At 67.1% G+C, this 24,991-nt stretch carries 10 protein-coding genes; 2 read left to right on the forward strand and 8 right to left on the reverse strand.

Annotated elements, in window-relative coordinates:
* Positions 1-40: 40 nt before the first annotated feature.
* Positions 41-1,711, reverse strand: a complete 1,671-nt coding sequence (locus K4L06_RS06110) for a GGDEF domain-containing phosphodiesterase (RefSeq protein ID WP_221670555.1) — start codon at positions 1,709-1,711, stop codon at positions 41-43.
* A 582-nt stretch (positions 1,712-2,293) separates the two neighbouring features.
* On the opposite strand from K4L06_RS06110, the gene K4L06_RS06115 reads away from it, so the two are divergent.
* Positions 2,294-2,596: a hypothetical protein gene (locus tag K4L06_RS06115; RefSeq protein WP_221670556.1), complete on the forward strand. Its 303-nt coding sequence runs from the start codon at positions 2,294-2,296 to the stop codon at positions 2,594-2,596.
* Between the two features lie 207 nt (positions 2,597-2,803).
* Here the strand turns inward: K4L06_RS06115 and K4L06_RS06120 are convergent, their stop codons facing one another.
* The 3 genes from K4L06_RS06120 to K4L06_RS06130 form a co-directional block, all read right to left on the reverse strand.
* Positions 2,804-4,903: a right-handed parallel beta-helix repeat-containing protein gene (locus K4L06_RS06120; RefSeq protein ID WP_221670557.1), complete on the reverse strand. Its 2,100-nt coding sequence runs from the start codon at positions 4,901-4,903 to the stop codon at positions 2,804-2,806.
* Between the two features lie 386 nt (positions 4,904-5,289).
* Entirely contained in the window at positions 5,290-10,458 is a 5,169-nt protein-coding gene (locus K4L06_RS06125) for an ATP-binding protein (protein WP_221670558.1), read from the reverse strand.
* A 219-nt stretch (positions 10,459-10,677) separates the two neighbouring features.
* On the reverse strand, positions 10,678-11,859 hold the full coding sequence (locus K4L06_RS06130) for an EAL domain-containing response regulator (RefSeq protein WP_221670559.1): 1,182 nt from the start codon (positions 11,857-11,859) through the stop codon (positions 10,678-10,680).
* A 258-nt stretch (positions 11,860-12,117) separates the two neighbouring features.
* Between K4L06_RS06130 and K4L06_RS06135 the strand changes: the two genes are divergently transcribed.
* Entirely contained in the window at positions 12,118-12,822 is a 705-nt protein-coding gene (locus tag K4L06_RS06135) for a response regulator transcription factor (protein WP_221670560.1), read from the forward strand.
* A 39-nt stretch (positions 12,823-12,861) separates the two neighbouring features.
* On the opposite strand, the gene K4L06_RS06140 is transcribed toward K4L06_RS06135, so the two are convergent.
* The 4 genes from K4L06_RS06140 to K4L06_RS06155 form a co-directional block, all read right to left on the reverse strand.
* Positions 12,862-13,239, reverse strand: coding sequence for a transposase (locus tag K4L06_RS06140; RefSeq protein ID WP_221670561.1), 378 nt, complete (start codon positions 13,237-13,239; stop codon positions 12,862-12,864).
* A 329-nt stretch (positions 13,240-13,568) separates the two neighbouring features.
* Positions 13,569-15,635, reverse strand: coding sequence for a galactose oxidase-like domain-containing protein (locus K4L06_RS06145; RefSeq protein WP_221670562.1), 2,067 nt, complete (start codon positions 15,633-15,635; stop codon positions 13,569-13,571).
* Between the two features lie 95 nt (positions 15,636-15,730).
* Positions 15,731-19,432, reverse strand: a complete 3,702-nt coding sequence (locus K4L06_RS06150) for a TonB-dependent receptor (RefSeq protein WP_221670563.1) — start codon at positions 19,430-19,432, stop codon at positions 15,731-15,733.
* A 12-nt stretch (positions 19,433-19,444) separates the two neighbouring features.
* The gene (locus K4L06_RS06155) at positions 19,445-24,958 is read right to left on the reverse strand and encodes an OmpA family protein (RefSeq protein WP_221670564.1); all 5,514 of its coding nucleotides are present in this window, start codon (positions 24,956-24,958) and stop codon (positions 19,445-19,447) included.
* Between the last annotated feature and the right edge of the window lie 33 nt (positions 24,959-24,991).

Consider the following 24,991-nt stretch of genomic DNA (forward strand, 5'->3'; position numbering starts at 1 on the left):
GCCAAGCCGCGGCGCCAGGCAATCGTTGCGGTCACCGACGCTACCGGTCGAGCTCCGCATCGATCGGGGCAAAATAGCTTTCCGCCACCACCGCCGGCGCCGATTTGCCCAACAGATAGCCCTGCAGCTCGTCGCAGCCCAACTCGCGCAGGAACGCCGCCTGTTCGGTGGTTTCCACGCCTTCGGCGACCACCTGCAGGCCCAGGTCGCGCGCCACGGCGAGGATCGCGCGGGTGACGGAGGCGTCCAGCGCACTGTTCGGTAGGCCCTGGACGAAGGTCTGGTCGATCTTGAGTTTGTCCAGGTCGAAATGCTTCAGATAGGTCAGGCTGGAATGGCCGGTGCCGAAATCGTCCAGAGTCAGCTGCGCGCCCAGGGCCTTGAGCGCGCCCAGTTCGGCCTGCACCCGGCCCAGGTTCTCCATCATGGTGCTTTCGGTCAGCTCGATTTCGAGCATCTCGGGCGGCACCCGGTATTCCTTCAACGCATCGCCGACCGCGCGATGCAGACCTGGCCGGCGCAGCTGTTGCGGCGACACGTTGACCGCGACGGTGAACCCGGCGTACCCCGCATCGAGCCATTCGCGGATCTGCCGGCAGGCCTCGCGCACCACCCAGGCGCCGATTTCCGGCATCAGGCCCAGGCCTTCGGCGACCGGGATGAACCGGTCCGGTGGCACCTTGCCGAACGAGGGGCTGGTCCAGCGCAGCAGCGATTCGAAACCGGTCAGGCGCCGGTCGAAGGCGCAGAACTTGGGTTGGTAGTGCAGGGCGAATTCCCCGGACTGCGCGGCCTGGCGCAGCAGTCCGCCCATCAGGATCCGGTCTTCGATGTCCTGCATGTCCTCGGTCTGGAACGAGCAGACGCAGTCGCGGCCGAGGTTCTTGCCGCGCTCGGCGGCCGCCTGCGCATGGCGCAGCAGATCCAGCGCGGTGCGGCCGTGCGCGGGCGCATGGCTGACGCCGATGGTCGCGGTCAGCAATACCCGGTAGCGCTCGACTTCGAACGGCATCGACAGCAGGTTGCGGATGTGCTCGGCCAGGCCCACCGCCGCGGCGCTATCGCCGCCCTGCTGGACCACCACGAACTCGTCGCTGGCGAAATGACAGACGGCGATGTGCTGATTGGCCAGCGACTGCAGGCGCATGCCGACGGCGCGCAGAACCTCGTCGCCGTTGCGGTGGCCGATCGAACCGTTGATGCCGTGGAAGCGGTCCAGATTGACGAAGATCACCGCGGCGAAGCCGCCGCCCTCCTCGACCGCGCGGATCATCCGCGGTTCCAGGATGGAGTACCGCTCCAGGCCGGTCACTACGTCGTAGCGGGCGTGGTAGGCGACTTCGGCCATCAGCCGCTTGTGTTCGCTCAGGTCGCGGATGAAGGCGGTGAAATAGGGCGCCGCCCCGCTGTCGCTGCGGGTCACGGTCAATTCGACCGGGAACCGGTCGCCGCCGGCGCGGACGGCGGTGAGTTCCAGCCGCCGGTCCAGGATGGTCGACACGCCGGTCAGCAGGTGGCGCTTGAAACCCTGCCGATGCGCGTCGCGGAACTCGGGCGGAACGATGACTTCGGCGACTTCCAGCCCCAGCACCTGCTCGCGCTTCCAGCGGAACACCCGCTCGGCCGCGGGATTGAACTCCCTGATCCGGCCCGACTCGTCGATCACGACGATCGCGTCCAGCGCCGAGTGCACGACGCCGCGGTATCGCAAATCGCCCTCGGAGGGGCGCGCAACGCTCTGGCCTGCAACGTCCTGCATCAAGTCCCCTCCCAGGCACTTGTGGCGCCCGCGAGCGCCTTGCCGCCGCCATGGACCTTCGGCCGGTCGGACGGCGTGGGTACGCTCGAACCGTTCGGCGGATTATTGCCGCAGCGCCCCGGGTCGCGGCTGTCGCAGGTCTCCGTTTTGGCAGAAAGCCGGTCCCTAGGCTGCGTGGCCCCATTGAACGGGTGTCTTTGTTTGGTCCGCGTGAGCGGCGCGGCCGGCGCCAGGATGCCATCGACGGCCCCTGCCCGGCCGGATCGGGCGGATCACCGGGCTGGCGGTCGGGCCGGACGAAACCGACGCAGGGTGATGCGCGTTACGGTTCGGGCCTGGCGACACGGTGCGCTGCGCTTCCCGGCGAGCGCGGTCGGGCAACGGGCGACGGCGATGGGGAACGGTTCCGGTTGCCGTTCGCGGGCCGCCCTCGGCCGCGCTTGTTAGGATCGTGCTCGAACCACCGATTGGGCCGGATGCATGACAGATCAAACCGGCGTATCCGGATCCTGCCACTGCGGCCAGGTCCGAATCGTGCTGAAGCAGTTTCCGCCGACCGTCACCGAGTGCAACTGCTCGCTCTGCCGCCGCTATGGCGTGCTCTGGGCGTATGTAGAGGCCGAGTCGATGATGGCGAGCCCCGACGAGTCGCTGACCGACCGCTACGCCTGGAACGGCCGGCACGTGGATTTCCATCGCTGCAAACGCTGCGGCTGCCTCACCCACTGGATGCCCAGGGATGCGCGCCGGCAGTCCCGCGGCGTCAACGCCCGCCTGTTCGAACCGGCGGTGCTGGCGAACGCGACCCGGGTGTTCCGGGACGGAGCGAGCAAGTAGCTCGATTGAGGCGGGCTTCCCAATCGCTGGGCCCACACCCCGGAGCACGGTAGGAGTTCGGAATTCCGTTGATCGAGCGCGGACCGCTGCAGATCGGTCCGCGCCGTGATGACGCTGGCAGCACAAACCCCGGCGAGCCTACCGCGCGACGTCAGCCGCAAACAGCGGGCCGCGAACCCTGAGGGCGCGGCCCGCCGCGTGCGGCGTTTACTGCGGCGCGTCCTGCAACACGATGTCGTCGAGCTGGAAGCTCGCGCCGTGGTTGGCCGAACCGCCCGAGCCGAGCAGCTGCACCCAAACGCTGGCGGTCTGCGCCGGCGGCTGCACGTTGGCCGTCACCTGGGCCCAGTCGTCGCCGGCCGCGCCCAGCGATACGTCGCTGTACGAGGTGTCCTCATCGCCGGTCGCCGGGGTGCCGCCCTCTTTCAGCCAGCGCAGGCGCAGGCGCGCGTTGGCGGGCAAAGGCGGCGTGCCGGCGACGTGCCGGACCCAGAAGCTCAACCGCTTGGCGCTGCTGTCGGACAGGTAGCCCGGATGGTTGGCGAGCGCGGCAGCCCAGTAATTGTCCTCGATCGTCAGCTGCAGGCTGTGCGCGCCGCCATGGCCGACATCGGCGCGGGCGACACTGCTGCCGTACCACGGCGCCCACAGGCCGATCGAGCCTTCCAGGGTGGCGGTCGCCGGGTCGATCAGGTTGAACGCCGAGCCGTCGGTAGTGCTGCCGGCATCCTGCAGGTAGGGGGCGGCGCGCCAGGCGTTGAAGCTCATCGTCTCGCCGTAGCGCTTGGCGAAACGCCAAGGACCGTAGTAGTGGTTGTTGGCGAAGCGGTTGTTGTTGTTGAACATCACATCGTTCTGCACCTGCTGCACGGTGTAAGGCGACCAGCTCAGGTTGTTCTCGCCGGTGGCGTACAGCGCCTGCGCGCCGCAGAAGCTGGAACTGCCGCAGGGCACCGCGACCGGGTCGAAGTAGAACTCGTTGCCGGTCACCTGGATGTTCTTGGCGTGCCAGCGGCAGTCGCGCTGCAGGACCGGATCGCCGTTGATCTGGGTGTAGCACGGATGCAGGTTGCTGACCGGGTCCGGGTACTTGCTCGGGTTATTCGGGTCCGGACGCACGATCAGCGCCGGATGCACGAACGGGGTGCAGTAGACCTGGCTGGTGTTGCCGTTGGAGTTGCAGAAGCGGTTGGAGCTTTCGTAGATCGACACCCCGGAGAAATTGTTCTCGAAGTAGTTGTCGTAGATGCGCAGCTGATCCGACCCGCTGACCTGGGTGGGCAGGCGGCTGTCGCCGCCGGACTCGGACAGATAGATCGCCGGCGCCGGCGCGCCGCGGTCGCTGTTGCCCGACACCCAGCCGTTGTTGATGAAGGTGTTGGCGCGGATGGTGGCGTTGTAGCTGATCTCGTACCAGATGCCGACGCCGTCGTTGTCGCGGATGTAGTTGTTCTCGAACAGGAAGTCGATGTTGTTGGTGTCGGCCCACAGGCCGGTGCCGCGGTTGTGGTGGACGTAGTTTCCGACCACCTTGGCCCCGCGCACGTCCCAGAACTTGCCGCCGCCGGTGCAGCCGCACTTGGTGCTGGCCTCCCAGTCGTCGACGTTGTTGCCGACGATCTCGTTGTAGCTCAGTTCGATGTCGACGATCGCCGAGCGCCCCGGAACCGGCTGTTCGGGCGTCGCCGGGCCCTCGCTCTGCAGCGGCCACTTGAACATGCTGAAGCCGTACTGGCCGTTGTCCTTCAGGCAGTTGTAGCGGACCTTGTTGTGGCTGCCGAGGAACACGCCGGCGCCGCGATTGTTGGCGATGGTGTTGTACTCGATCGTCCAATGGTCGCCGGCGTCGTGGTTGACCACGCCCTGGTCGAAGTTGCCGTAGTCCAGGGTGGGGTCGTCGCTGTAGCGGCCGAAGTTGCGGATGGTCAGGTAGCGCACCACCACGTTCTGCGCGGTGCTGGTGAAGGCGTAGTGGTTGAGGTTCTGGCCGTCGATGATCGCGCCGGGCCCGCCGATGTAGGCGTTTCCGTCGCGGGCGATGATCTGGCTGTACTTGTGCGTGCCCAGGGTGTGCACGCCGGGCGCGAACCAGAAGGTGCCGGAGCGGCGGAAATCGAAGCCGCTGTTGTCGCCGGCCGGAACCACGATCGCGCCTTCCGGCGCCGTCGCCGGGCCGCTGGGCATGACCCCGGCCTGGCAGTAATTGGCCGGCGGTTCGCCCGGCCACATCAGGCCCGCATGGGCCTGGCCTTCGCCGCCGATGCGCGGCTGCGCCGCCATCGCCGGCGCCGCGACGAGTCCGCTCAACAGCACAGCCGGCAGCAGGCGCGCGAGACGCCTGCGCCGGAACGAGGAGTTACGAAAGTCGATAGCCACTGATGAATCCCCTGGACGATGACGATGAGAGCGGCCGGCGACGATCGCCCCCAAGGCGACGGACCCGGCTCTGGTCGCGGCGGCCGGCGGATGGTCGGGAGCGACCCGCGCGATCCTCCGGCGAATCCGGACAGTGCGTTGATGCCATGCGCCGTCATGCCGGCGTAGTGGCCGCTGTCATCACATCTGCAAGCTGTGATGCAATTCGCGACAGGCGCGGGTACTGGCCCGCTGGGCGCGGCCATTCCTCGGGATCGATCGCGAACGCTCCGGCGAGCGTCCGCCGGCCCCGTCCTGGCTGATCGCGCCGGCCGCGCTCAAACCAGCGTCGCCATCAAGTGCCTGGCCCGCGCGATGGCGGAAACCAAGCCGTTGCGGGCCTGATCCGTCAGTTCCGGCCATTCGTCCGCCTCGCCCTGGTGGCGCTCCACCCGTTCAAGCGCCAGCCCGGCCGGCTGATCGCCGATCAGCCGACAGCTGGACTTGAGCTTGTGCGCCAACTCCCTGAGCTCCAGGGCATCGTTGCGCCCACACGCGGCGTCCCATTTGCCCAGGTCCTCGACGGTGGTGGCGATGAAGACATTCAGCACCCTCCGCAGACTGGCCCGGCTCCCGCCCACCGATGCCACCAGCGACGCGAGTTCGGGCGAATCGGCGATCGGATCTGCGGCATCCGCCGCGACTGCGGGCGCGAGCATCTTGTTCAGCAAGTCGCGCAGATCGCGCATCTGCACCGGCTTGGCCAGGAAACCGTCGCCGAGCAGGCCGGACTTGGCTTGCGAGCTTTGCAGGGCGTCGGCAGTGACGAAAACGATGCCGATCCGCGGCGCCCCCCGCGCGTTTTCGTCGCGGCGGATCCGCTCGGCCAGTTGGTAGCCGTCCAGCACCGGCATGTGGCAATCGGTCAACAGGATCTTGTACTGCCCCGGGTGGCTTCGCAGCATGCTCCATGCCTGTTCGCCGTCGGCGGCGACATCGCAGCTGAAGCCCAGGTGCAGCAGTTGGCGAGTGATGACGTCGCTGTTGGTCGGGTTGTCCTCGGCCACCAGGATTTGCGCCGCTGTTCCGGTCCGGTCCGGGCGGCTCCGCTCGAACGAACGCGGGCGCGGCGATGGCGCCGAACCGCCTCCGGCGCCGGCGATCTGCGGATCGCGCAGCAACTGCAGCCCTGCGGCCAGGGCCTGGCTGGTCAGCGGGCTCCCGGCCACCAGAACCGCGTGCGGATCCGGCGTCGGCTCGGCCTTGATCGCCTCGCCGCGGACGAACACGATCGGCATGGCGGCGCCGTGCGGGTGCCCGCGAACCATGCGACGGACATCGTCGTGCCTGTCCGCGCAGCCCTTGTCGACGATCAGTACGCTGTCGCGCGGCGGCGCATCCGGCGAAGGAAAGATTCGTTCGGCGAGGTCGGCATCGAGCGCCAACGAGCGGGCGTTCAGCCCCAATTCGCCGCACAACCGCAGCAGCAGCTGGGTCCGGTCGGAGTCCTTGCACAGCACGAAAGCGCGCAGGCCTTGGAAAGCGCCGGGCTGCGCTTTCGGCGCCTCCAGGCAGCGCTCGACAGGCACGGCGACGCTGAAACAGCTGCCCACCCCGGCCGAACTGAAGCACTCGACCTGCCCGCCCATCAGTGCGACCAGACGCTTGACGATGGTCAGGCCCAGACCGGTTCCGCCGAAGCGTCGAGTGGTGCTGACATCGGCCTGCTGGAACGGATTGAACAAGACTTCCAGGCGCTTGCCATCGATGCCGATGCCGGAGTCGACGACATCGAAACGCAGCGACCTGCGGTAGGACGCGTCCTCGCAGCTCAGGCGCACGCGGATGGTCACGCCGCCCTTCTCGGTGAACTTGACCGCGTTGCCGACCAGGTTGCCGAGCACCTGGCGTAAACGGACCCGATCGCCCATCACCCGTCGCGGCACGTTCGGCGCGATCAGCACATCCAGGTCCAGCCCCTTCTCGCGCACCTGCGCCCTGAAGGACTCGGCCACCGACTCCACCAGGCGCCTGGGCGAAATCGGCGCGTTCTCCAGCTCCAGTTTTCCCGCTTCGATCTTCGAGAAGTCGAGGATGTCGGCGACGACGGTCTGCAGCACGAACGCCGATTCCCTGCACAGGCGCAGCAGATGGGCCTGGTTCTCTTCCGTGACGACCTCCGACAACAGATCGACCGTGCCGACGATGCCGTTGATCGGAGTGCGTATCTCGTGACTCATCATGGCGAGGAAGTCGCTTTTGGCGCGCGTCGCCTGCTGCGCTTGCTCGGCCGCCTGCTTCAGCTCGGACTTCAGGGTCTCCTCGTTGGTGACGTCGTGGACGATGCCGGTAAAGAACCCACCCGGCTTCGGATGCTCGTTGCGGGCATAGATCGCGCGTACCGAGACGTAGCGCAGTACGCCGCCGGGGTGAACGATCCGGTACTGATCGGTGTATGCGCCGCCCGAGCCGGCCACGCGCCGCAGCAGGTCCATGACCCGCCGACGGTCCTCGCGATGGAGACTGCGATAGAGATAGCGAGCACCGATGTCGACGCCCGCCGGCCAGCCGAATATGGTCCGCACGTTGGCGTCGCATTCGATCGTCGCGGTCCGCCACACGCCGCCAGGTGCAGCGCCCGCCGGCCGATCGGCCCGCCAGACGCCCAGCTGGCCGCTTTCCAACGCCATGGCCAAGTCCATCCGCGACTGCTTCAGCTCGGCCAGGGTGCGCTCGGCGGTCCGCCGCGCCTGATCGATCTCGATCAGCTCATGCTTGCGCTGGGTGGCGTCGCGATGGACGCCGATCACATAGGAAGAACGCCGCGGGGTCGGATAGGGAGCCAGGTGGCCCTCTATCCAGCGCCAACCCTCGCCTTCGCAGAACAGCCTGAACTCGAAGTCCTTGACGTCGCCGCTGCGCAGCGCTTCGTCGACCCGGGCCCGGATCGGGTCGACGTCGTCGGGATGCATGCGCTCGAACACGTCGCCGACCGCATCGGTGCCGGTGGAAACGGCAAGGATCTTGCGCGAGTTTGCGTCCAGTTCGGCCTTGTCGGAGGCTACATCCCAGGCCCACATGCCGAACCTGGCCGCGTGCAGGGCGATCGAAAGTCTTGCGTTGCTTTCCTGCAACTGCGCGCGCAATGCCTGGTTGCGCCACAACGAGTAGCGCCGCACGGCCAGCAACAGCAAGCCGATCAACGCCACGACGTAGAGCGCATAGGCCCAGCCGGTGCGCCACAGCGGCGGCAGGATCTCGATGCTCGTGATCCGCTTGCCCGGCCCCCACGAGCCGTCGGCCCGCTGTTGGCGGATCTGCAGTTCGTATTCGCCTGGCGATAATCGGCTGTAGTTGATCGCCCGGTCGTTCGGCAGAGCGCTCCATTCCGACTCCAACCCCGACAGACGATAGGACAGGCGGCGCGCATCGCCCAGCACCGCGATATGGAACACGACGCGGTCGTCGGAGTAGCGCGCGGTCACGGTCGACAGCTTCTCGCCCTGCAGATTGATGGTCTTGCGGCTGCCGACTTCAAAGCTGCTCAGGACCACCGGCGCGGCATCGGCCGGGCGGATGTCGCTGGGAACGACCGCCCAAAGCCCGCCCAAGGTACCGAAGTAGAGCGCCCCATCCGCGCCGAGAGCGGCGGATTTCATATTGACGTCGGCGCGCGGAATCCCATCCGCGGCCAGGTAGCTCTGGAAACGGTCGCGCTGCCGCTCCCAGTAGGCGACGCCGCGGCTGGTCGCGATCCACACCCGGCCGGCCGAATCGCCGACGATAGCATCGATGGTGATGTCGGGCAGGCCGTCCTCCAAACCGTAACGACGGAACCGCAACCGGCCGGAGGGGTCGCGGATCAGGCGGTTCAGACCCGCCCGCGTACCGACCCACAGATTGCCCGCGCGGTCGGTAAAGGTCTGCAGGATGTAGTTGTCGGACAGCGACTGCCGGTCCAGCGGGTCGTGCTGGAACCGTCGAATCTGGCGGGTGTTCTCGTCGAAACTCAGCACGCCCTTCATCGTTCCCAGCCACAGCGTCTGGCCCGGCCCCTCGGAAACGTCCTGCACCAGGTCGAACACGTACGGCCGCCCCGCTTCCTGCGCCTGGACGTTACGCAGCTCACGTCCTCCCGGCTCGAGCACGGACAGGCCGCGATGATGCGATACCCAGACGCGCCCTTCCGCATCCAGCAGGACGCCGGTCATCGCCGGATTCTCGATCCCGTCCGCGGCGCGCAACGAAAAGCGATCGACCGATCCGTCCGCTTTCCAATGAAACAGGCCCTGGCCGGTGCTCGTTATCCAGAATCCGCCCGCGCCGTCGCTGGTCATCGCCTTGGAGGAGGCCGGCAGCTCCTTGCTCTGGATCGGTCGCAGCAACGGCGACCCGGGTTCGACCATGGCGATGCCTCCGCGGCAGATCGCCGCGGCGATCCGCCGCTGCCCGCCGGTCGCCACCGCGCAGATGCCCGCGCCCGTGGCGGTGTGATAGCGCGACACCGCGAGTTGGTTCAGACGCAGACGCCGTAAACCCGAAGTTCCCAGGCCGACCCACAGGTTGTTCGCCCGGTCGACCGCCAGCGCGGTCACGCTCCCCGGCGGCAGGCTCTGCGGATCGTTCCTGTCGTGGCGAAAGCTCTGCAGCAGTCCGCTCTTCGGATCGAAGCGCTGCAGTCCTTCGTCGTAGGCGCTGCCCAGCCACAGCGCGCCGTCCGGCGTGCGAACGACGGAGAAGGCGCGGATCAGCGGCGTCTGGGTAGGGATGCGCTGCAACTCCCGGGACTGCCACTCGTAGCGCCACAGGGCGCGGCCCTTGATCAGCCACAGTCCGGCCGCGTCGGAAGCCATCGCGGTGATCGCGCCTTCGCCGGGCACGCTCAGCAGAGTGCGCTTGGTGTCGGGATTGCCGATATCGATCGCTAGGACCCGGCCGTCGGCCAGCGCGACCAGCAGTTCGTTGCCCGCGTGGTTCAGCGCCATCGCATCGAAGCTTCTGGGCATGACCCGCACCACGCTGCCGCGCCCATCGGTCCGCAGCAAGCCGATGTCGGTCATCAGCCACACCTGCCCCAGTGCATCGGCGACGATCCTCACGCTGCCCTGGGGGCTGACGCCGTCGACCTGCAACGGCACCTTGCTCAGCGCGCCGGTGCGCGAGTCCAGCCGCTGCAGGCTGCCGTTCGGGCTGCCGATCCATAGCGCGTCGGCCGACTCGGCCAGCAGGTAGATGAAGCGGCTTTCCAGAGTGCCTGGGCGCGACGGGTCGCGATCGAAGTCGGCGAAGTTCCGCCCGTCGTATCGCTGCACCCCACGGTCGCCGGCGATCCAGACGAAGCCGTGCCGGTCGGGCAGGATCTCGAGAATGTAGGTGCTCTTCAGTTCGTCGGCCCGCGGGATCTGCTCGAAAGCGGGCTCCGCGGCGGGCCCGGACCGGACGCCGGGAGGCGTCGGCGCGGCCTCGACCCGCGCTTGCAACGCCAGCGCCACGCAGAGAACCGCCATCGCCACGCACTTCATACGATCCCCAACCATCGCTCGCCCAATCCGCTTTCAGCGCCACGGCCCGATTGGGCGACGCCTCGCGGCGCCACCGGATCCTCGGCCGAGCGGGATCTCGGCGCAGCCTGCGTACGCGCCGCACCGCTGTCGACTGCGCGCCGTTCCGATGCTTGCGCGGCCTGCGCCGTGGATGTCGCCTGCCAGGTCATGCTCGACACCGGATCAACGCCGCCATGCCAGCAGTTCTTCCAGGGTCATCGGCCTGGCGTAGAAGTACCCCTGGCCCAGTTGGCAGCCCATCGACTTGACCATGTCCGACTCGGCCTCCGTCTCCACGCCTTCGGCCACCACCACCTGCCCCAGCCGCAATCCCAGGTCGACGGCCGACTTGAGCAGGACATGAGCGTGGGCGCTGTTCGGCGCCGCGGCGACGAAGCTCCGGTCGATCTTGAGTTCGTTGCTCGGCAAGCGCATCAGGAACTGCATCGTCGCCGCGCCGACGCCATAGTCGTCGATGGCGATCCTGAAGCCCCGCAACCGGAACCGGATCAGCGATTCCATGACTTCGGCGGGTTCGCTCATCAGATGCGTTTCCATCACCTCCACGGTGTACCGGTCGAACCGATCGCCGCCGTCCGTCACGATGTCCACCATCTGATCCACGATCGCGGGATTGTTCAAGCTATGCATGGACAGGTTGAAGGAGATTCCGATATCCACGTTGCGCGCCAACATCGCCTTGCGGCTGGCGACCGCCTGAGCCAGGACCGCAAGCGTCAGTTCGTCTATGAGCCCCACCGATTCGGCGGCGCAAACCAACTCGGAGGCCGCGACCTCGCCCAACTCCGGGTCGATCCAGCGCAGCAGGGCTTCGGCCCCGACCAGGGCCTGATCGGCAAGGTCGACTTTCGGCTGGAACACCAGACGCAACGCTCCCCGCGAAAAGCCCTGCGCGATCCGACCGGGATCGAACCGCGCCGGCAAGCGGGCGGGGCGGGGCTGTCCGGCGGCGAACGGATACCGGCGCAACGCCGCCAGCAACGAGTCGCGTTCGACCGGCTTTTGCAGCGTGCCCAGGATCGTCAGGCCCCGGGCCTCGGCGAACTGCCGGCTCGAGTCCAGCACGCGCGGATCCTCGCCGCTGACCAGCACGATCGCGGGGCGAACGGGAAGTTCGGCGATCCTGCCGAGCAACCGCACGCCGTCCATGCCGGGCATGTTCAGGTCGCACACGAGCACGTCGACCTCATGCTCGACGGCTAATTTGAGAGCGTCATCGCCTTTGTGGGCCAGCAAAATCGCTTCCTCGCCGATGCTGCGCAGGGCGATGGCCATAACCTCGACCGCTAACGGGTCGTCGTCGACGACCAGCAGCTTCAGGCAGTTCGAGCGATGCGACGCCATGACGACCACATATCTCCATCTGGAACGACGGCCGGACCTCGGCGGAGATCCGGACAACACGATAGCGTTCGCATCCGTGCGTCAGTCGATGCTCCGCATCGCCGGCCCTAGCCAATTGGCGCTAGCGATAGGCCAATATGCCCCTTCAACGGGTAAAATTCCTGTCTCGACAGGCCGGGATTTTCCGGCTTCGACGCCTCCGACATACCGCTACGACGACAGACCGCGAGGTGAGCCAAGGTGAGTGAAAGGTACGTGATGAGCACCGACGATCAAACAACCGGTCCAACCTTCGGCGCGCGTTCGAACCTCACAGTGGGCAGCAACCGGAATCCCGTCCAGGTACTGATCGCGGACGACCACCCGATCATCGTCGTGGCCTTGACAGAGATGCTCGGCACGGCCCTGGGCGGGTCCAACGTGGCCGTAGACTCCGTCGCCGACGGCGACAGCCTGCTTCGACACCTCGACGCCAACCACCCCGACTACCTGGTCCTGGACCTGCACATGCCGGGACGATTCAAAAGCATCGCCCTGGTACGGGCCGCCCTGGCCAGACAGCCCGGGCTGCAAGTGGTGATCTATACCGGCTCGGACCGGCCCTGCCTGGCCTTGTCCGCGCTGGAAATCGGCGCGATCGGTTTCGTCTCCAAAGCCAGCGGTCCGCAAACCGTCATCGAGGCGATTTTTTCCGCGATGCTGGGCAGGAGCTTCGTCGACCCGGCCGTCGACGTCGTGTCGGCCAAAAACCACCCCTGGTACCAGCTGACCTCGGGCGAACGAACCGTGGTGCTCGCCCTGGCTCGCGGCGAGAACCTGCAGGCGATCGCGCTGGACAGCTCGCGCAGCTACAAGACCGTCACGACCCACAAATACAACGCATTGCGCAAGCTCGGGTTACGCTCGAACGACGAGATCGGCCGCTATCTCGAAAACAACGGACTGACTTACCTCCTGGAATGACGCCGCGATGGCGACGACAGCGCGGCAAACCCGGCCCCGCTAGAGCAACATGCCTTTCTCCCGCGTCGCCCTGGCCCGGCGCGGCTTCTTGCGCTCCATTCGCAACCGTCGGCGTTGCTGAGCGAACAGATGTTCCTCCAGCAGCGATTTCAGCGCCGAACCGCAAGCGTTTTCCGGGCCCAGCGAACGGTCGATCGCGCCCCATATCCCCGCCTTCACCCATCGGGTGTAGCGCAGGTAGATCGAGCGCCAGGGGCCGTAGGTCTTCGGCAGTTCGCTCCAGAACGCCCGGTTGCAGGCGACCCACAGGACCGCCTCGATGAAGCCGCGATACTTCTTGGGATGGTTCCTGGCCCTGGCGGCCAGGTTCGACGGAAGCGCCTGACTGATGTTCGACCAGTCCTGGCTGCTGATCATTTGCGCGCATTGATCAGCCGTAATGTCTCTATTCATTGCGACACTGCCTTGTGCCGACCGATGGCCGGTACGCCGGATTGGAACCGCCTGCGTATCGCCATCGTTCGGAATTGATGGGTGGGTTGGGCCCCGACCGGAGCACCAGGCCTTTCGCGCCGCTGCCATCGCAGGCAACTTGCCGACGGGCCCGCTGAAGCCGGGCGAGACACTGGAAAAGCCCCTCCTCGTCCGCGGGTCCATCCGTTGGACGAGGAGGGTCAACGAAAGCCATCGGCCCTCGATCCGGGATCCGGCCAATCGCCGGGTCCTGCCGCTCGAGGCCTTGGGCGCTAGCCGGCCGGCTTGGCGACCTTGACGATGGACGAGACGGAATAGACGCCGTCCTGGCTGATCGCGAACAACATGTAGTATCCCGGCGGGGCGACGTTTCCGTTGCCGGGAGCGGTCAGTTCATAGGTGCCGTTCGCACCCGCCGTGAAGCCGATTTCGAGCAGGCGCTGATCGGTATTGATGGAGTGCGTCGTGGCCGACATCCGCACCATCGTGAATCGCCCGATCTGGCTGTTCTGGACGGCTGCCGAAACCGTGAAGCGCTCGCCGAAGGCGACCGACTGCGGCGCGGCGGCGATGACCGGGCGCGGCAACCCCTTGAGCAGGGCCGGAGGCGTGAAGATCTCGGCCGTGCTCTCGTTGACCGTGCAGGTTCCGCACTGCCCGCCACCGCCGATCCAGACGCGACCGTCCGGGAGCAGGATGGCCACCGAGTGATAGATCCGCGGCCTGGCCGCCGGCGCGAGCGTGGTCCAGGTGTTCGTGGCAGGGTCGTACATTTCCGGGGCGACGATGGCGCCGGTATTGTTGAACAAGAAAGACTTGGGAGACCCGCCGGTCATGAACACCTGCCCGTCGGGCATAGTCACGGCGTTGGCCTGGTAGCGCGGATAGCGCATGTCGGCGACCCGCTTCGCCGTACCGGTGTCCAGGTCGATGACGAAGCTCTTCTTCCGCGCCGGGACTTGTTGCGCCAGCGTGTCTTCCTTCGGATCTTCGTTGCCGAAGGCCGTGGCGCCGCCCGCCATCAGGATCTTGTCGCGCGAGAACTGGGCCGACGGCGCGCCTTGGGCGTTGCTGTCGATACCCTGGCCGTAGTCGCCCGGCCGATACGATGCCACCGTGGTGGCGCCCATGCCGTCGATCGTGTGCCAACGCATCGTCGGGCTGAGGCCGAACTCCAGGATCCTGCCGTCTGGCGCCAAGGCCAAGCGGCGGTAGTACTGCGCGCGGGCCTGGCCGTAGTCGCCGCTGCCGTCGGGACTGGGATCGGGCTCGCCGGTGCCGGTCAACAGCCGCCACGGCGTGTTGGTGTCCTGATCGGGCAGCCAGTACTCGCCCTTTTGCTCCATGCCGCTGTGGATAGGATTGCCGTCGCCGTCGCCTCCGATGGTGTAGATCTCGCCGCCGCCCAGCACCACACCGGAGTTGTACCAACGCGGAATCGTCAGGAACGACTCCCGCCTCCAGTTGCTGGTCTGATAGTTGTAGCTGAACACCCGATCGCGATTTTCGGCTTTTCCGCCGCCGCCGATGATCATGACCCGGCCATCGGCGCCCAACACCAAGGCCGGGCAGAACGCCTCGAGGCCGAAGTCGATGTGCAACGGATGGTGACTCGCCGCGTTGGTCTTCGGATCGAAGTAGCCGTAATAGGTTCCGGTATCGCCGTGGAAAGAGTGCGTACCGCTGCCGGACCAGTACATCAGTCCGCCATTGGGCAGCACCGCGACCGACGACGCGACCATGTGTAGGTCGATCGGGGCCGACCATGCGCCGGAGTAGCCCGCGTCGTTGGCGCCGGCGACGAACTTGGCGAAGCCGAACTGCTCGTTGGTGCCGCCGGCGCAGTCGTGCTGCACCAGAGCGGCGCCCGAATCCTTGGAGGCGCCGGTCACCACCAGGCACTTGTTGCTGTGCGCCGCTTTCAACACATAGCTGCCCGAACTCGGCCGCTCGACCTTCCATTTCTGCGCCGGGGCCGGCGCAGCGCCGCAGCTCGCCTTGGTGATCGGCGCGTAGTTGTCCATCCGTCCCGCGCCGACGCCAAGACACTGATTGATGTCGCTTTCCTGGCGAAGGCTATAGGTACCGTCGGCATTTCCCGCCAATTGGAACCGCTGCGAAGCGGCGCCGGTGCAGTAGCTCTGGATCGCCTGGCCTTGTCCGTCCACATCGATGCAGAGGCTCGAATCCTTGCTCACCGCCTCTGCCCGCCAACCATTCAGACCGTCCTCCGCCAGCGCGTCGGCGGCGAAACTCGTGGCCGGCGCCGCGCCCACGAGGGACACGGCCACGGCCTTGGCGAGAACGGACAGCCCGATGTTTCCCTTTACAACTTTCATTGCCACTCCATAGACAAGCTTGACGCCGCTCTCCCGTTCAGCATCGGTGCAAAGCCTATCCGCAGAGTCCAGAGGCCGCCCATAGCCGGTTCCGACTAGTACGTCCCCAGCAGGTTCAAGAACCAACCCTTGTGGTCGTAGTCGAAGTTGGTCAGGTCGTCGCTGAACTCGGTGAAGTTGTAGCCGACGCCGACGCGGAAGTTGCGGCCGATGTCGCGGTCGACGCCGACCAGGAAGCCGCGGCGGGTGCCGCCGTCCTTGACGTCGAGCCAGCGGTACTCGGCCAGCGCGTGCCAGGTTTCGGCGAACTCGTAGCGGGTCTGCACCGCGGCGAAGGTAGTCGCCGAGTCGGCCCACTGCCCGGTCAGGCGGCCGTAGCGCACCTCGCCTTCGCGGCGCGCCAGCTTGCCGGCGAACTCCCAGTGATGGTTCGGGTTGTAGATGCCTTCCAGCGACAGCACCTGGGTCTTCTGGTCGTAGAAGGCGACGTTGTCGCCGACCTGCGGCAGCGCCGACACGTCGTACAGATACGTGTACTTGCCGAGCAGGGCGTACTTGGTCGTGTTCCACGGCCGCCAGGCGAAGCCGACGTTGCCTTCGATGAACTTGGCCCCGGCCTGCGCGTTCAGATCGTCGGTGGTCTTGGAGTAGTTGAAGCGGCCGGCGACGCGGAAGCTCTCGTTGAACTTGTGGGTGATGTGGTTGGTCGTCACCCACTGCTCGCGCTGTTCGGCGCCGCGGTCCTCGCGCCACTCCAGCTTGCTCTGCCACTGGGTGTCGTTGGAGGTGTGGCCGCCGCTGACGCTGACCGCGCGCCGGTCGACTTCGCCGATCGCCTTGTCCAGGGTCGCGCTCTGCAGGGTGAAGCCGATGTTCCAACCCTGGCTGGGATAGAAGTCCATGCCGAAGGTATGCGCCAGGCCCGACTCGTTCGGCGCCTTGAGGAACTGGCTTTCGTTGAACATGTTGACCTGGTTCGACAGGCGCCAGCGCTGGCCCAGGGTCCAACCCGAGTTCAGGCGGTTGTTGAACAGCGGGTCGTAGTCGGTGCGGTCGGTCGAATAGGTGTAGCTGCCGTAGATCGTGTGGTCGGGCTGGATCCGGTACTCGGCGTTGACCTGGGCCGCGTCGCCGCGGTCGCCGGTGGTCAGCTCGGCGCCGACGCTGGACAGATTGCCGAACACGTACTTGCCGCCGAGGGTGAAGGCGTCGTTGTCGCGGTAGCGGCCGCCGTCGTCGTCCAGGGTCACCTGGGCGGTGCCGTACAGGTCGAAGCTGCTGCCGAAGCGGTGCTTGTACTGCAGCGCGCCGAGCACGCCGGCGGCGTCCAGGCCGTTGCGGTCTTCCTCGACCCGGCGGATTTCCGCCGCCCAGGTGGTGGCGTCGGTGATGCGCCATTCGCCGGTCAGCTGGGCCTGGGTCAGGGCATCCTCGCCGCGGGTCGCGCGGCTGTAGCGGCCGTAGATGTTGAAGGTCGGGCTGAACTGACCCAGCACCTCGAAACCGCGTTCCTCGACCTTCTGGCCGATGTCGTAGCGCGAAATCGAGTAGCCGGCATCGACCTGGCGCCACCAGGCGCCGGCCGACCAGTCCAGCTGGGTCCAGCCCAGTTCCTTGAAGTTGGCCCGCGCCTCGACCGAGCTGGCGCTGCCCTCGCGGGCGCCCAGGCCGGAGTTGATCTCGCTGAAGCTCAGGCCGCCGTTGTCGGAGTAGAAGATCGGCGCGCTGGTGGCTTCGGTCTTGCTGTGCTCGAGCTTGAGGTAGGTGCCGCGGCCGGCCTGCAGGGTCAGGTCGGCGCCCTTGAGGGTGTAATCCTCGCCGGCGCGGTTCTCGTCGATGTAGGTGCCGCCCAGGGCGAGGTGATCGCCGAACCAATGCTTGCCGCGGAAACCCGCGGTGACCGAGTCGGCGTCGAAGCCGTTGGGCACGAATTCGTAGTCGACCAGCAGCACCTGGCTGTAGCCGTCTAGGGGCGCGTCGCGGGTCAGGGTCGGGATGTTCTCGCGGGTCACCTGGGCCAGCGGACGGGTCAGCAGCAGGCGGCCCTGCATCTCGTCGATCTCGTAGTCGGCGCCGCGGATCAGGTCGATGCGGTTCTCGACCCGGCCGGTGGTGGCGTCGCGCACTTCCAGCACGACCTTGTCCGACCCCGGCAGCACGTCGGTGTGCTTGAGGTAGTACAGGCTGCCGCCGGTGCCGAGGAATTCGCTATGGCCGGGCGCGGTCTGCGCTTCCGAGCCGAACAGGCGCAGTTCGCTGCCGGGCTCGCCGAGCGCGGTGCTGCGGCGGCTGCGCCAGTTCAGCGCGGCGCCGTACAGCGAACGGCTGTACTGGCCGTACTCGGTGCCGGTGATGCCGGTGTCGTAGTTGCCCCACAGCGCCTGGCTCTTGTCCCAGTCGACCCGGACGTACAGCCGGCCCATGGTGTCGACGTCGCGATACGTCGTCGAATCGTCGCCGTAGACCGGGTAGTACAGATCCGGGTCGAGGCGGCGGAAGATGTTCTGCGGGTCGGCCTTCCAGAAGCCGTTGAACAGCTGCTCGACCTCGCGCTCGCGGGTGTCGGCCTGGGCGGTGACCAGGTACTTGCCCTTGATCTTGCCCTTCAGATAGAAGGCCAGGCGGCCGTCGACCACCAGGTCCTTGTCGAAATGCTCGTCGCCGGCCAGCGGCTCGATCGAGCCGGAGGTGCTGCCCTTGGAGGCGGTCAGGTCGGCGATCGCGACCGCGAACATGTAGCGGCCGCTGACGTCGAGGTCGAGCGTGTGCTTGATCTCGCCGCCCTCGCCCTTCATCACCAAGTCGTACTGATGGCGGCCGACCGGCTCCAGGTACTCGGCGACCAGCTTGCGTTCCAGGTCGACCGGGAAGCTGCGGCCGTTGATGGTGACCGCGTAGTTCTCGGGGATATTGCGGCCCTGGATGCGGATGCGCGAACCGTAGATGCCGATGTTCTGCTGGCGCAGGGTGCTGCTGCCGAAAGTCGATTCGGTCAGGCTGCGGCGCTGCGCCTCTTCGATGCCCAGCGAGGTGCCGTCCTTGCGCTCCATCGCGTTGCGCAGGGTCTGCAGGCCGCGTTCGGCCTCTTCCGGACGCACCAGTTGCATGCGCTGCGGGAAGGTTTCGTCGACGCTGCCGTCGGCGCCGTAGGCGCGCACCAGGTACAGCAGCTCGTCGCCGGCGCGGGCGGCGTAGCCGGCCGGCAGGCTGCCGTCCCATTCGACGTCGCTGACCGCGCCCACCGGCAGTTCGACCTTGGCCAGCGGATCGACCAGATCGGTGTCGGTGGCGCGGTAGATCAGCACTTCGGCGCGCTGGATGAACGACGAGTAGTTGTTGTAGGCGTAGAAGCGCACCGGCTTAAGAATCCGGGTGCCGTCGAACGAGACCAGGCTGGTCGCGCTGATGTTCATCTCCGGCCGGCCGAGGGTGGGATCTTCGGTCGCCCAGATCACCCCGCCGTTGGGCAGGCTGACCGACCACTTGCCGATCGCCACCGCCTTGCCCGGCTGCTCCATCGCCACCGAGACCCGGCGGTCGGGCTGCAGCGCCTCGGACGAGGACTGCTTGCCCGTGCCTTCGGTCACCGGCTTGCTGTAGCTGCGCGTGCGCAGCTTGAACAGCAGGCCGTCCTCGCCGCTGCATCCGTCTTCGGTGCACTTTCCGGCATCGACGTAGCCGGCCTCGGCCTTGGCTTGCGTGTGTCCGGAGTCCTGTGCGGCTGCGAGCGGAGCTGCGCCCGCGAGCAGGCCGATCAGGGTGTAGTCCAGCAGCTTCATCTTCATGTTCGTCTTCATGATCCAGCCCCCTCAGTTCCGCTTCGCGCCGACAGGAGCTGTCGGATCGTTACTGGACTCGACCCGCACCTTGGCGCGAACCTCGGGGCTGAGCCGCTGAGCCAATGCCTCGTAGACCGCCTTGGCGCGTCGCATGCCGAGCGCGGTGTTGTACTCGTAGGACGCACGCACGTCGGTGTGGCCGACGATGGCGATGACGCCGCCCTGCATGCTTTCCAGGGCCTTGGCGACCTTGTCCAGCAGCGGTTCGAACTGCGGCTTGATGGTCGACTGGTCGGTGTCGAACAACACCGTGCCGAGCAATGCGCCGCCCTCGCCCAGGCCGACGATCAGCGAATCCGGATCGTCGGCGTTGCCGCGCACGCTGACCTTCAGCGCTTGCGCCACGTCGGCCGGCAGTTGCTTGACCAACGCGTCCTTGACCGCGCTGGCGCGGTCGAAGGCCAGCGACTGCGTATCGCCGTTGGCGACGATCACCACTTCGCCGCCGCGGTGGCGCTTGACCTGCTCGGCCATCTTCTCGACCGCCGGCAGGTACTGCGTCCGCACTTCGGCGCTGCCCGGGGTGAAGAAGACTTCGCCCAGTTCCATCTCGACCTGCTCCTGGCCGCCTTCGATCAGTCCGGCCGGCAGCTTGACGCCCCAGTCGAAGCGGACCGGCAGGCCCGGAGTGACGCGACGGACCAGCGGGTTGTCGGTGGTGAACACGCTGCCCGGCGGCAGGGTCGAGGGATCGACCTTGAGGATGAAGTTGCGACCGCGCTCCAGGGTGCCGACATCGACGCCCTCGAGGTGGTAACGGCCGAACTGGTCGGTTTCCATCAACAAGCCTTCCACCGAGGCGATGCGCACGCCCGGGATGCCGCGTTCGTCCACGCCGGCATTGCTGACGACGTAGTCGACCACGTAACCGCCCTCGCCCTGGCTGACCCGACGTTCGACCGTCGGCGCCGCGCCGGTGAGGTTCTTGGCCGCATCGCCGCTGCGCTCGATCCGGGTGGTTCCGGCCGCATCCATCCGCACGGTCACGCCCTGCTTGGTGGTCAGCTTGAACTCGTCGTTGAAGCTCAACGCGTTCAGGCGCTGACGGATCACCACGCTGTGGGCCGAGACCGGATCGGCGTCGGACTGCCGACCGGCGATGCTGCCCAGGGCGATGCCATGCAGCATCGGCGAGCTCGCATCCGGCTCGGGCTTGGGACCGGCGCCGCGATCGACCGTGGTCGAATTCGCCACGTAGGCCTCGGCCGCGAAGCCGCCCTGGATCCGCACGTCGTCCATCGCCGCGCTGTCCTGCCAGCCGTCGCCGTCGCGATCGTCGAACACCGTGCCCACGATCAGCGACTCGTCGAGCAGCGGATCGGCGATCAGCTGGACCTCGGCGGTGGCGACGTTCGAGACCACCTTGCCGTTGTCGCGCATCAACGCATGGTTGGCGTGGATGCCCGGCCGCACGCCGGCGCCGACCCGCAGCAGGTAGGTGAACGTCGCCCGCTCGCCGGCGGCGATGTCGACCTGGTCGACCTGGATCGGATAGGTGCCGACCAGGCGGCCCGCGCCGTCGCGATCGGCCACGCTCAGCGAGCCGTCGACGAAGCTGAAGCCGGCCGGCGGCGTATCGACCAGGGTCGCGTCGATCGCGTCGACGGTGCCGGTGTTCTCCACCGTGACCGTGTAGCGGACCAGGTCGCCGATCTTCACGTCGCGCGGCGAAGCCTGCTTGATCACCCGCAGGCTCTGCAACACCACCACCGGCGTGCTGGTGATGCAGCTGCCCTGGCAGGTCGGGTTGTCCGTGCCGGTGCCGACGACAGCGTTGTCGACCTTCTCCGCCGCCTGCGCATTGACCCGCGCGGTGTAGGTCACCGTGTAGCTGCCCGGCACCGTGCCGGCCGGCAGCGTGCACACCAGTGGGTTGGCCGCGTTGCAGGTATAGCCGGCCGAGCCGGTCACCGCGACGAAGTCCAGGCCGGTGCCCAGGGTATCGGTCAGGGTGGTCGCGCCCAAGGTCCTGCCGCCGCTGATCGTCGCCGTCAGGGTGTAGACGATCGTGTCGCCCACCACCACCGGGCCGGCGGTGTTGACCGACTTCGCGTAGCGCACCGCGGCCGGAATCACCGGGGTGGTTACGGTGGCGGTGCAAGTCGGATCGGTGCTGCCCGCCGGGCAGACCGGACTGGTCGCGCTCGCGATGTTGACGATCGAACCCGCGCTCACGTCCGCCGCCGTCACCACATAGGTGCCGGTCAGCACGCAGGTCGCGCCCGGCGCCACCGTGGCGCAGGCGATGCTGCTCGGAGTGATCTTGTTGTCGCTCACCACCACGTTGGTCAGGTTGCCGCCGACGCTGGTGTTGGTCAGCGTGATCGTGTAGGTCAGCGTGTCGCCCAAGCTCACGGTGCCCGAACCGTCTTCGTCGGCGTTGCCGGTCAGCGCCTTGGCCAGGCTCTGGCTCAGCGATGCCACCGGGGTGGTCACCGTGGTGATGCAGGCCGGGTCGGTGCTGCCTGCCGGACAGATCGGGCTGGTCACCGTGGCGGTGTTGACGATGTTGCCCGCGGTCACGTCCGCCGCCGTCACCACGTAGGTGCCGGTCAGCACGCAGGTCGCGTTCGGCGCCACCGAGGCGCAGGTCGTGGTGTTCGGGGTGATCTTGTTGTCGCTCACCACCACGTCGATCAGGTTTCCGCTGGCGCTGGTGTTGGTCATCGTGACCGTGTAGGTCAGCGTGTCGCCCAGCGACACCGTGCCCGAACCGTCCTGGTCGGCGTTGTTGGTCAGCGCCTTGACCAGACTCTGGCTCAACGGGATCACCGGCGTGGTGACCGTCGTGGTGCAGGTCGGGTCGGTGCTGCCCGCCGGGCAAACCGAACTGGTCGAGCTGGCGGTATTGACCACGTTGCCCGCGCTGACGTCGGCCGCGGTCACCGTGTAGGTGCCGATCAGGGTGCAGGTGTTGCCCGGCGTGACGCTCGCGCAAGGCGTCGTGCCGCCGGTCGGGGTGATCTTGTTGTCGCTCACCACCACGTTGAGCAGGTTTGCGGTAGTGCTGGTGTTGGTCACGGTGACCGTGTAGGTCAGCGTGTCGCCCAGGCTCACCGTGCCCGAACCGTCCTGGTCGGCATTGGCCGTCACCGCCTTGGCGATGATCTGGGTCGCCGGGGTGTCGTCGTTGACGATGCTGCAGGTCGCCGAAGCGCCGGCGGGCAGAGTCACCGAGTTGCCGGACACCGGCGCGCCACCGTTGACGACGCAGCTGAAGGCGCCGGCGGTGTAACCGTTCACGTTGACTTCGCTCAGGGTGTAGACGCCGGCGCTGACCGAAGCATTGGTCACCGTCGCGGTGCCGCTGACGCCGGTGATCGTGGTCGGGCCGGTCGCGGTCAACGGGAAGTCGTTGATCGTGGCCGTGCCGCCGTTGTCGTTGGTCACGGTCTTGACCAGGGTCAGCGTCGCCGCCTGGTCGTTGTTGTTGATGGTGCAGGTGGCGGCGTCGCCGAGGGCCAGGGTCACTGAATTCCCGGACACCGCCGCACCGCCGTTGACGACGCAGCTGTAGGTGCCGGCGGTGTAGCCGGCCACATTGGTTTCGCTGAGGTTATAGACGCCCGCGCTGACCGAGGCGTTGGTCACCGTCGCCATGCCGCTGACGCCGGTGATCGTGCTCGGGCCGGTCGCGGTCAAGGGGAAGTCGTTGATCGTGGCGGTGCCGCCGTTGTCGTTGGTGACCGTCTTGACCAGGGTCAGCGTCGCCCGCGACGTCGGCGTGGTTTCCGAGCAGTCGTTGCCCGGCGATGCGCAATCGACGAACTGCGGCAGTGCGACCGTGTTGACGATGTTGGCGGTGCTCGCGGGCAGCGGATTGTCCACGATCACGCGGAAGGTCAGGTTCACGGGGGCCCCGCCCGCCGGAACCGTAACCGCGGCCGTGTTGGTGCAGGTCGAGCCCGCCGGCGCGTTCGCGGCGCAGTTGAAGCTGTCGCCCGCCGCCGCGGTGGTCGCGGTCGGCACGGTCTCGCTGACGCCGCCAACCGGAATGGTGGCCGGAGTGGTGCCGCCGTTGGTCAGTTGGATCTGATAGACCAGGGTCTCGCCCGCCGCCGCGGTCGGGCCACCGGCGATCAGCGTCTTGACGACGTTGATGATCGGGGTCACCTCGGTGCAGTCGTTGCCGGGCGCGTTGCAGTCGATCGGGGAGCCGCCGGTGCCGTTCGGCAGCCGGCCGATGCTGGCCGCCACGTTATTGACGATCTGATTGGTGCCGGCCGGCAGCGGATTGACGACCCGGACGATGAAATCCATGGACGCGGTACCGTTCGCCGGCACCGTCAACGCGCGCCAGTTTCGGCAAGGTGCGGTCGAACAATTGAAGTGCTGTCGGTTCGGCAGATAGCTGTCCGCGACATCGGGCGGGACCGGATCGGCCACCGTGTTCGGCGGCAGGGTCTCGTCGACGTTGTTGGCATAGACCGTACCCGCGTCGCCGCCTTCGTTGCGGAAGGTCAGCCGGTAGGTCAGCTTGTCGCCCGCCTTGATCGGCTGGCCCGGAACGTAGGCCACGTCGTTGACCAGGGCCAGCGTCTTGACCAGGCCGGTGATGTTCGGCGTCAACGGGAAATCGCTCGGCACGGCGCAGGAGGCCGAGTCGTTGATGGGCGCGCCGCCGATCGCCGGGCTGTAACGACCCGTGTCGCGGTTATAGAAATAGTGGCCGGTGCTGTTGGAGACGTAGACGGAGTCGCTGGTCGCCGCCAGCGCATTCCAGGGCTGATCGTTGGGCGAACCGTCGGCCAAGACCGGACGGGTGAGGCGGGTCAAGGTGCCGCCGGTACCGGAGATGGTGAAGGAATAGAAGTCCTTGCCGATCGCCACCATGCCCGAATTGGCGCTGGAGAAGATCAGGTCGCCCGTGCCGCCGCCCTCGGGCGGAAAATCCGGAGTAAGGGTAATGACCGCACCGATCGTATAGTCGGTCGCGCCATTGGGAGTGATCGGATACAGGCGCAGGGGAGAAGACCCGGACGAAATGTATCCGACCCCGGAGGGCGACCAGGCTCCGCGCACGACGTCCACATCGCCAGCGGCGATGTCGCCGTTGGCGACGGTGAACGGCAGACCCGCGTCGGCTGCCGTGCCGTCCGGTTCAATCCGCCGGAGCTGAATGATTCCGTTATCGGTATCCCGGTTGAGGTACAACAAGCGTCCGTTGCCGCCGTTGGCCGTCGGATCGATCATCAACCCGTTGGACCCGGCGGCAAGCGTGCCGGGATCCGCAAACGAGTACAGGATCGACTCGGCGCCTCCCGGGAGGAACTTTCGGATGGTAACGGTGCCGCCGCCGCCGCTGAGCGAGTAGATCGGGCGCTCGCCGCCGCTCACCGCACAGAAGTTTTCCGCCTGCGCCAGCGCCTGCCCGGCCGCGAACTGCGCCAGCAACAGGAAGCTCCATGCGAGCCCGCGCCGCCAGCCGCGCGCGGGCGCCTGTGCGCCGCGCCGCAACAGGATTCCGAGGGCCGCATGCAGCATGCCCCCTGTCGAATTGACGGCTCCACCACCTAC

It is taken from the genome of Lysobacter sp. BMK333-48F3, assembly GCF_019733395.1.
Classification (GTDB): domain Bacteria; phylum Pseudomonadota; class Gammaproteobacteria; order Xanthomonadales; family Xanthomonadaceae; genus Lysobacter.

Coding starts and splice junctions, on each gene's coding strand:
- K4L06_RS06125 (WP_221670558.1), bottom strand. CDS start 10,458: ATGGCGGTTCTCTGCGTGGCGCTGGCGTTGCAAGCGCGGGTCGAGGCC.
- K4L06_RS06130 (WP_221670559.1), bottom strand. CDS start 11,859: ATGGCGTCGCATCGCTCGAACTGCCTGAAGCTGCTGGTCGTCGACGAC.
- K4L06_RS06135 (WP_221670560.1), top strand. CDS start 12,118: ATGAGCACCGACGATCAAACAACCGGTCCAACCTTCGGCGCGCGTTCG.
- K4L06_RS06140 (WP_221670561.1), bottom strand. CDS start 13,239: ATGATCAGCAGCCAGGACTGGTCGAACATCAGTCAGGCGCTTCCGTCG.
- K4L06_RS06145 (WP_221670562.1), bottom strand. CDS start 15,635: ATGAAAGTTGTAAAGGGAAACATCGGGCTGTCCGTTCTCGCCAAGGCC.
- K4L06_RS06150 (WP_221670563.1), bottom strand. CDS start 19,432: ATGAAGACGAACATGAAGATGAAGCTGCTGGACTACACCCTGATCGGC.
- K4L06_RS06155 (WP_221670564.1), bottom strand. CDS start 24,958: ATGCTGCATGCGGCCCTCGGAATCCTGTTGCGGCGCGGCGCACAGGCG.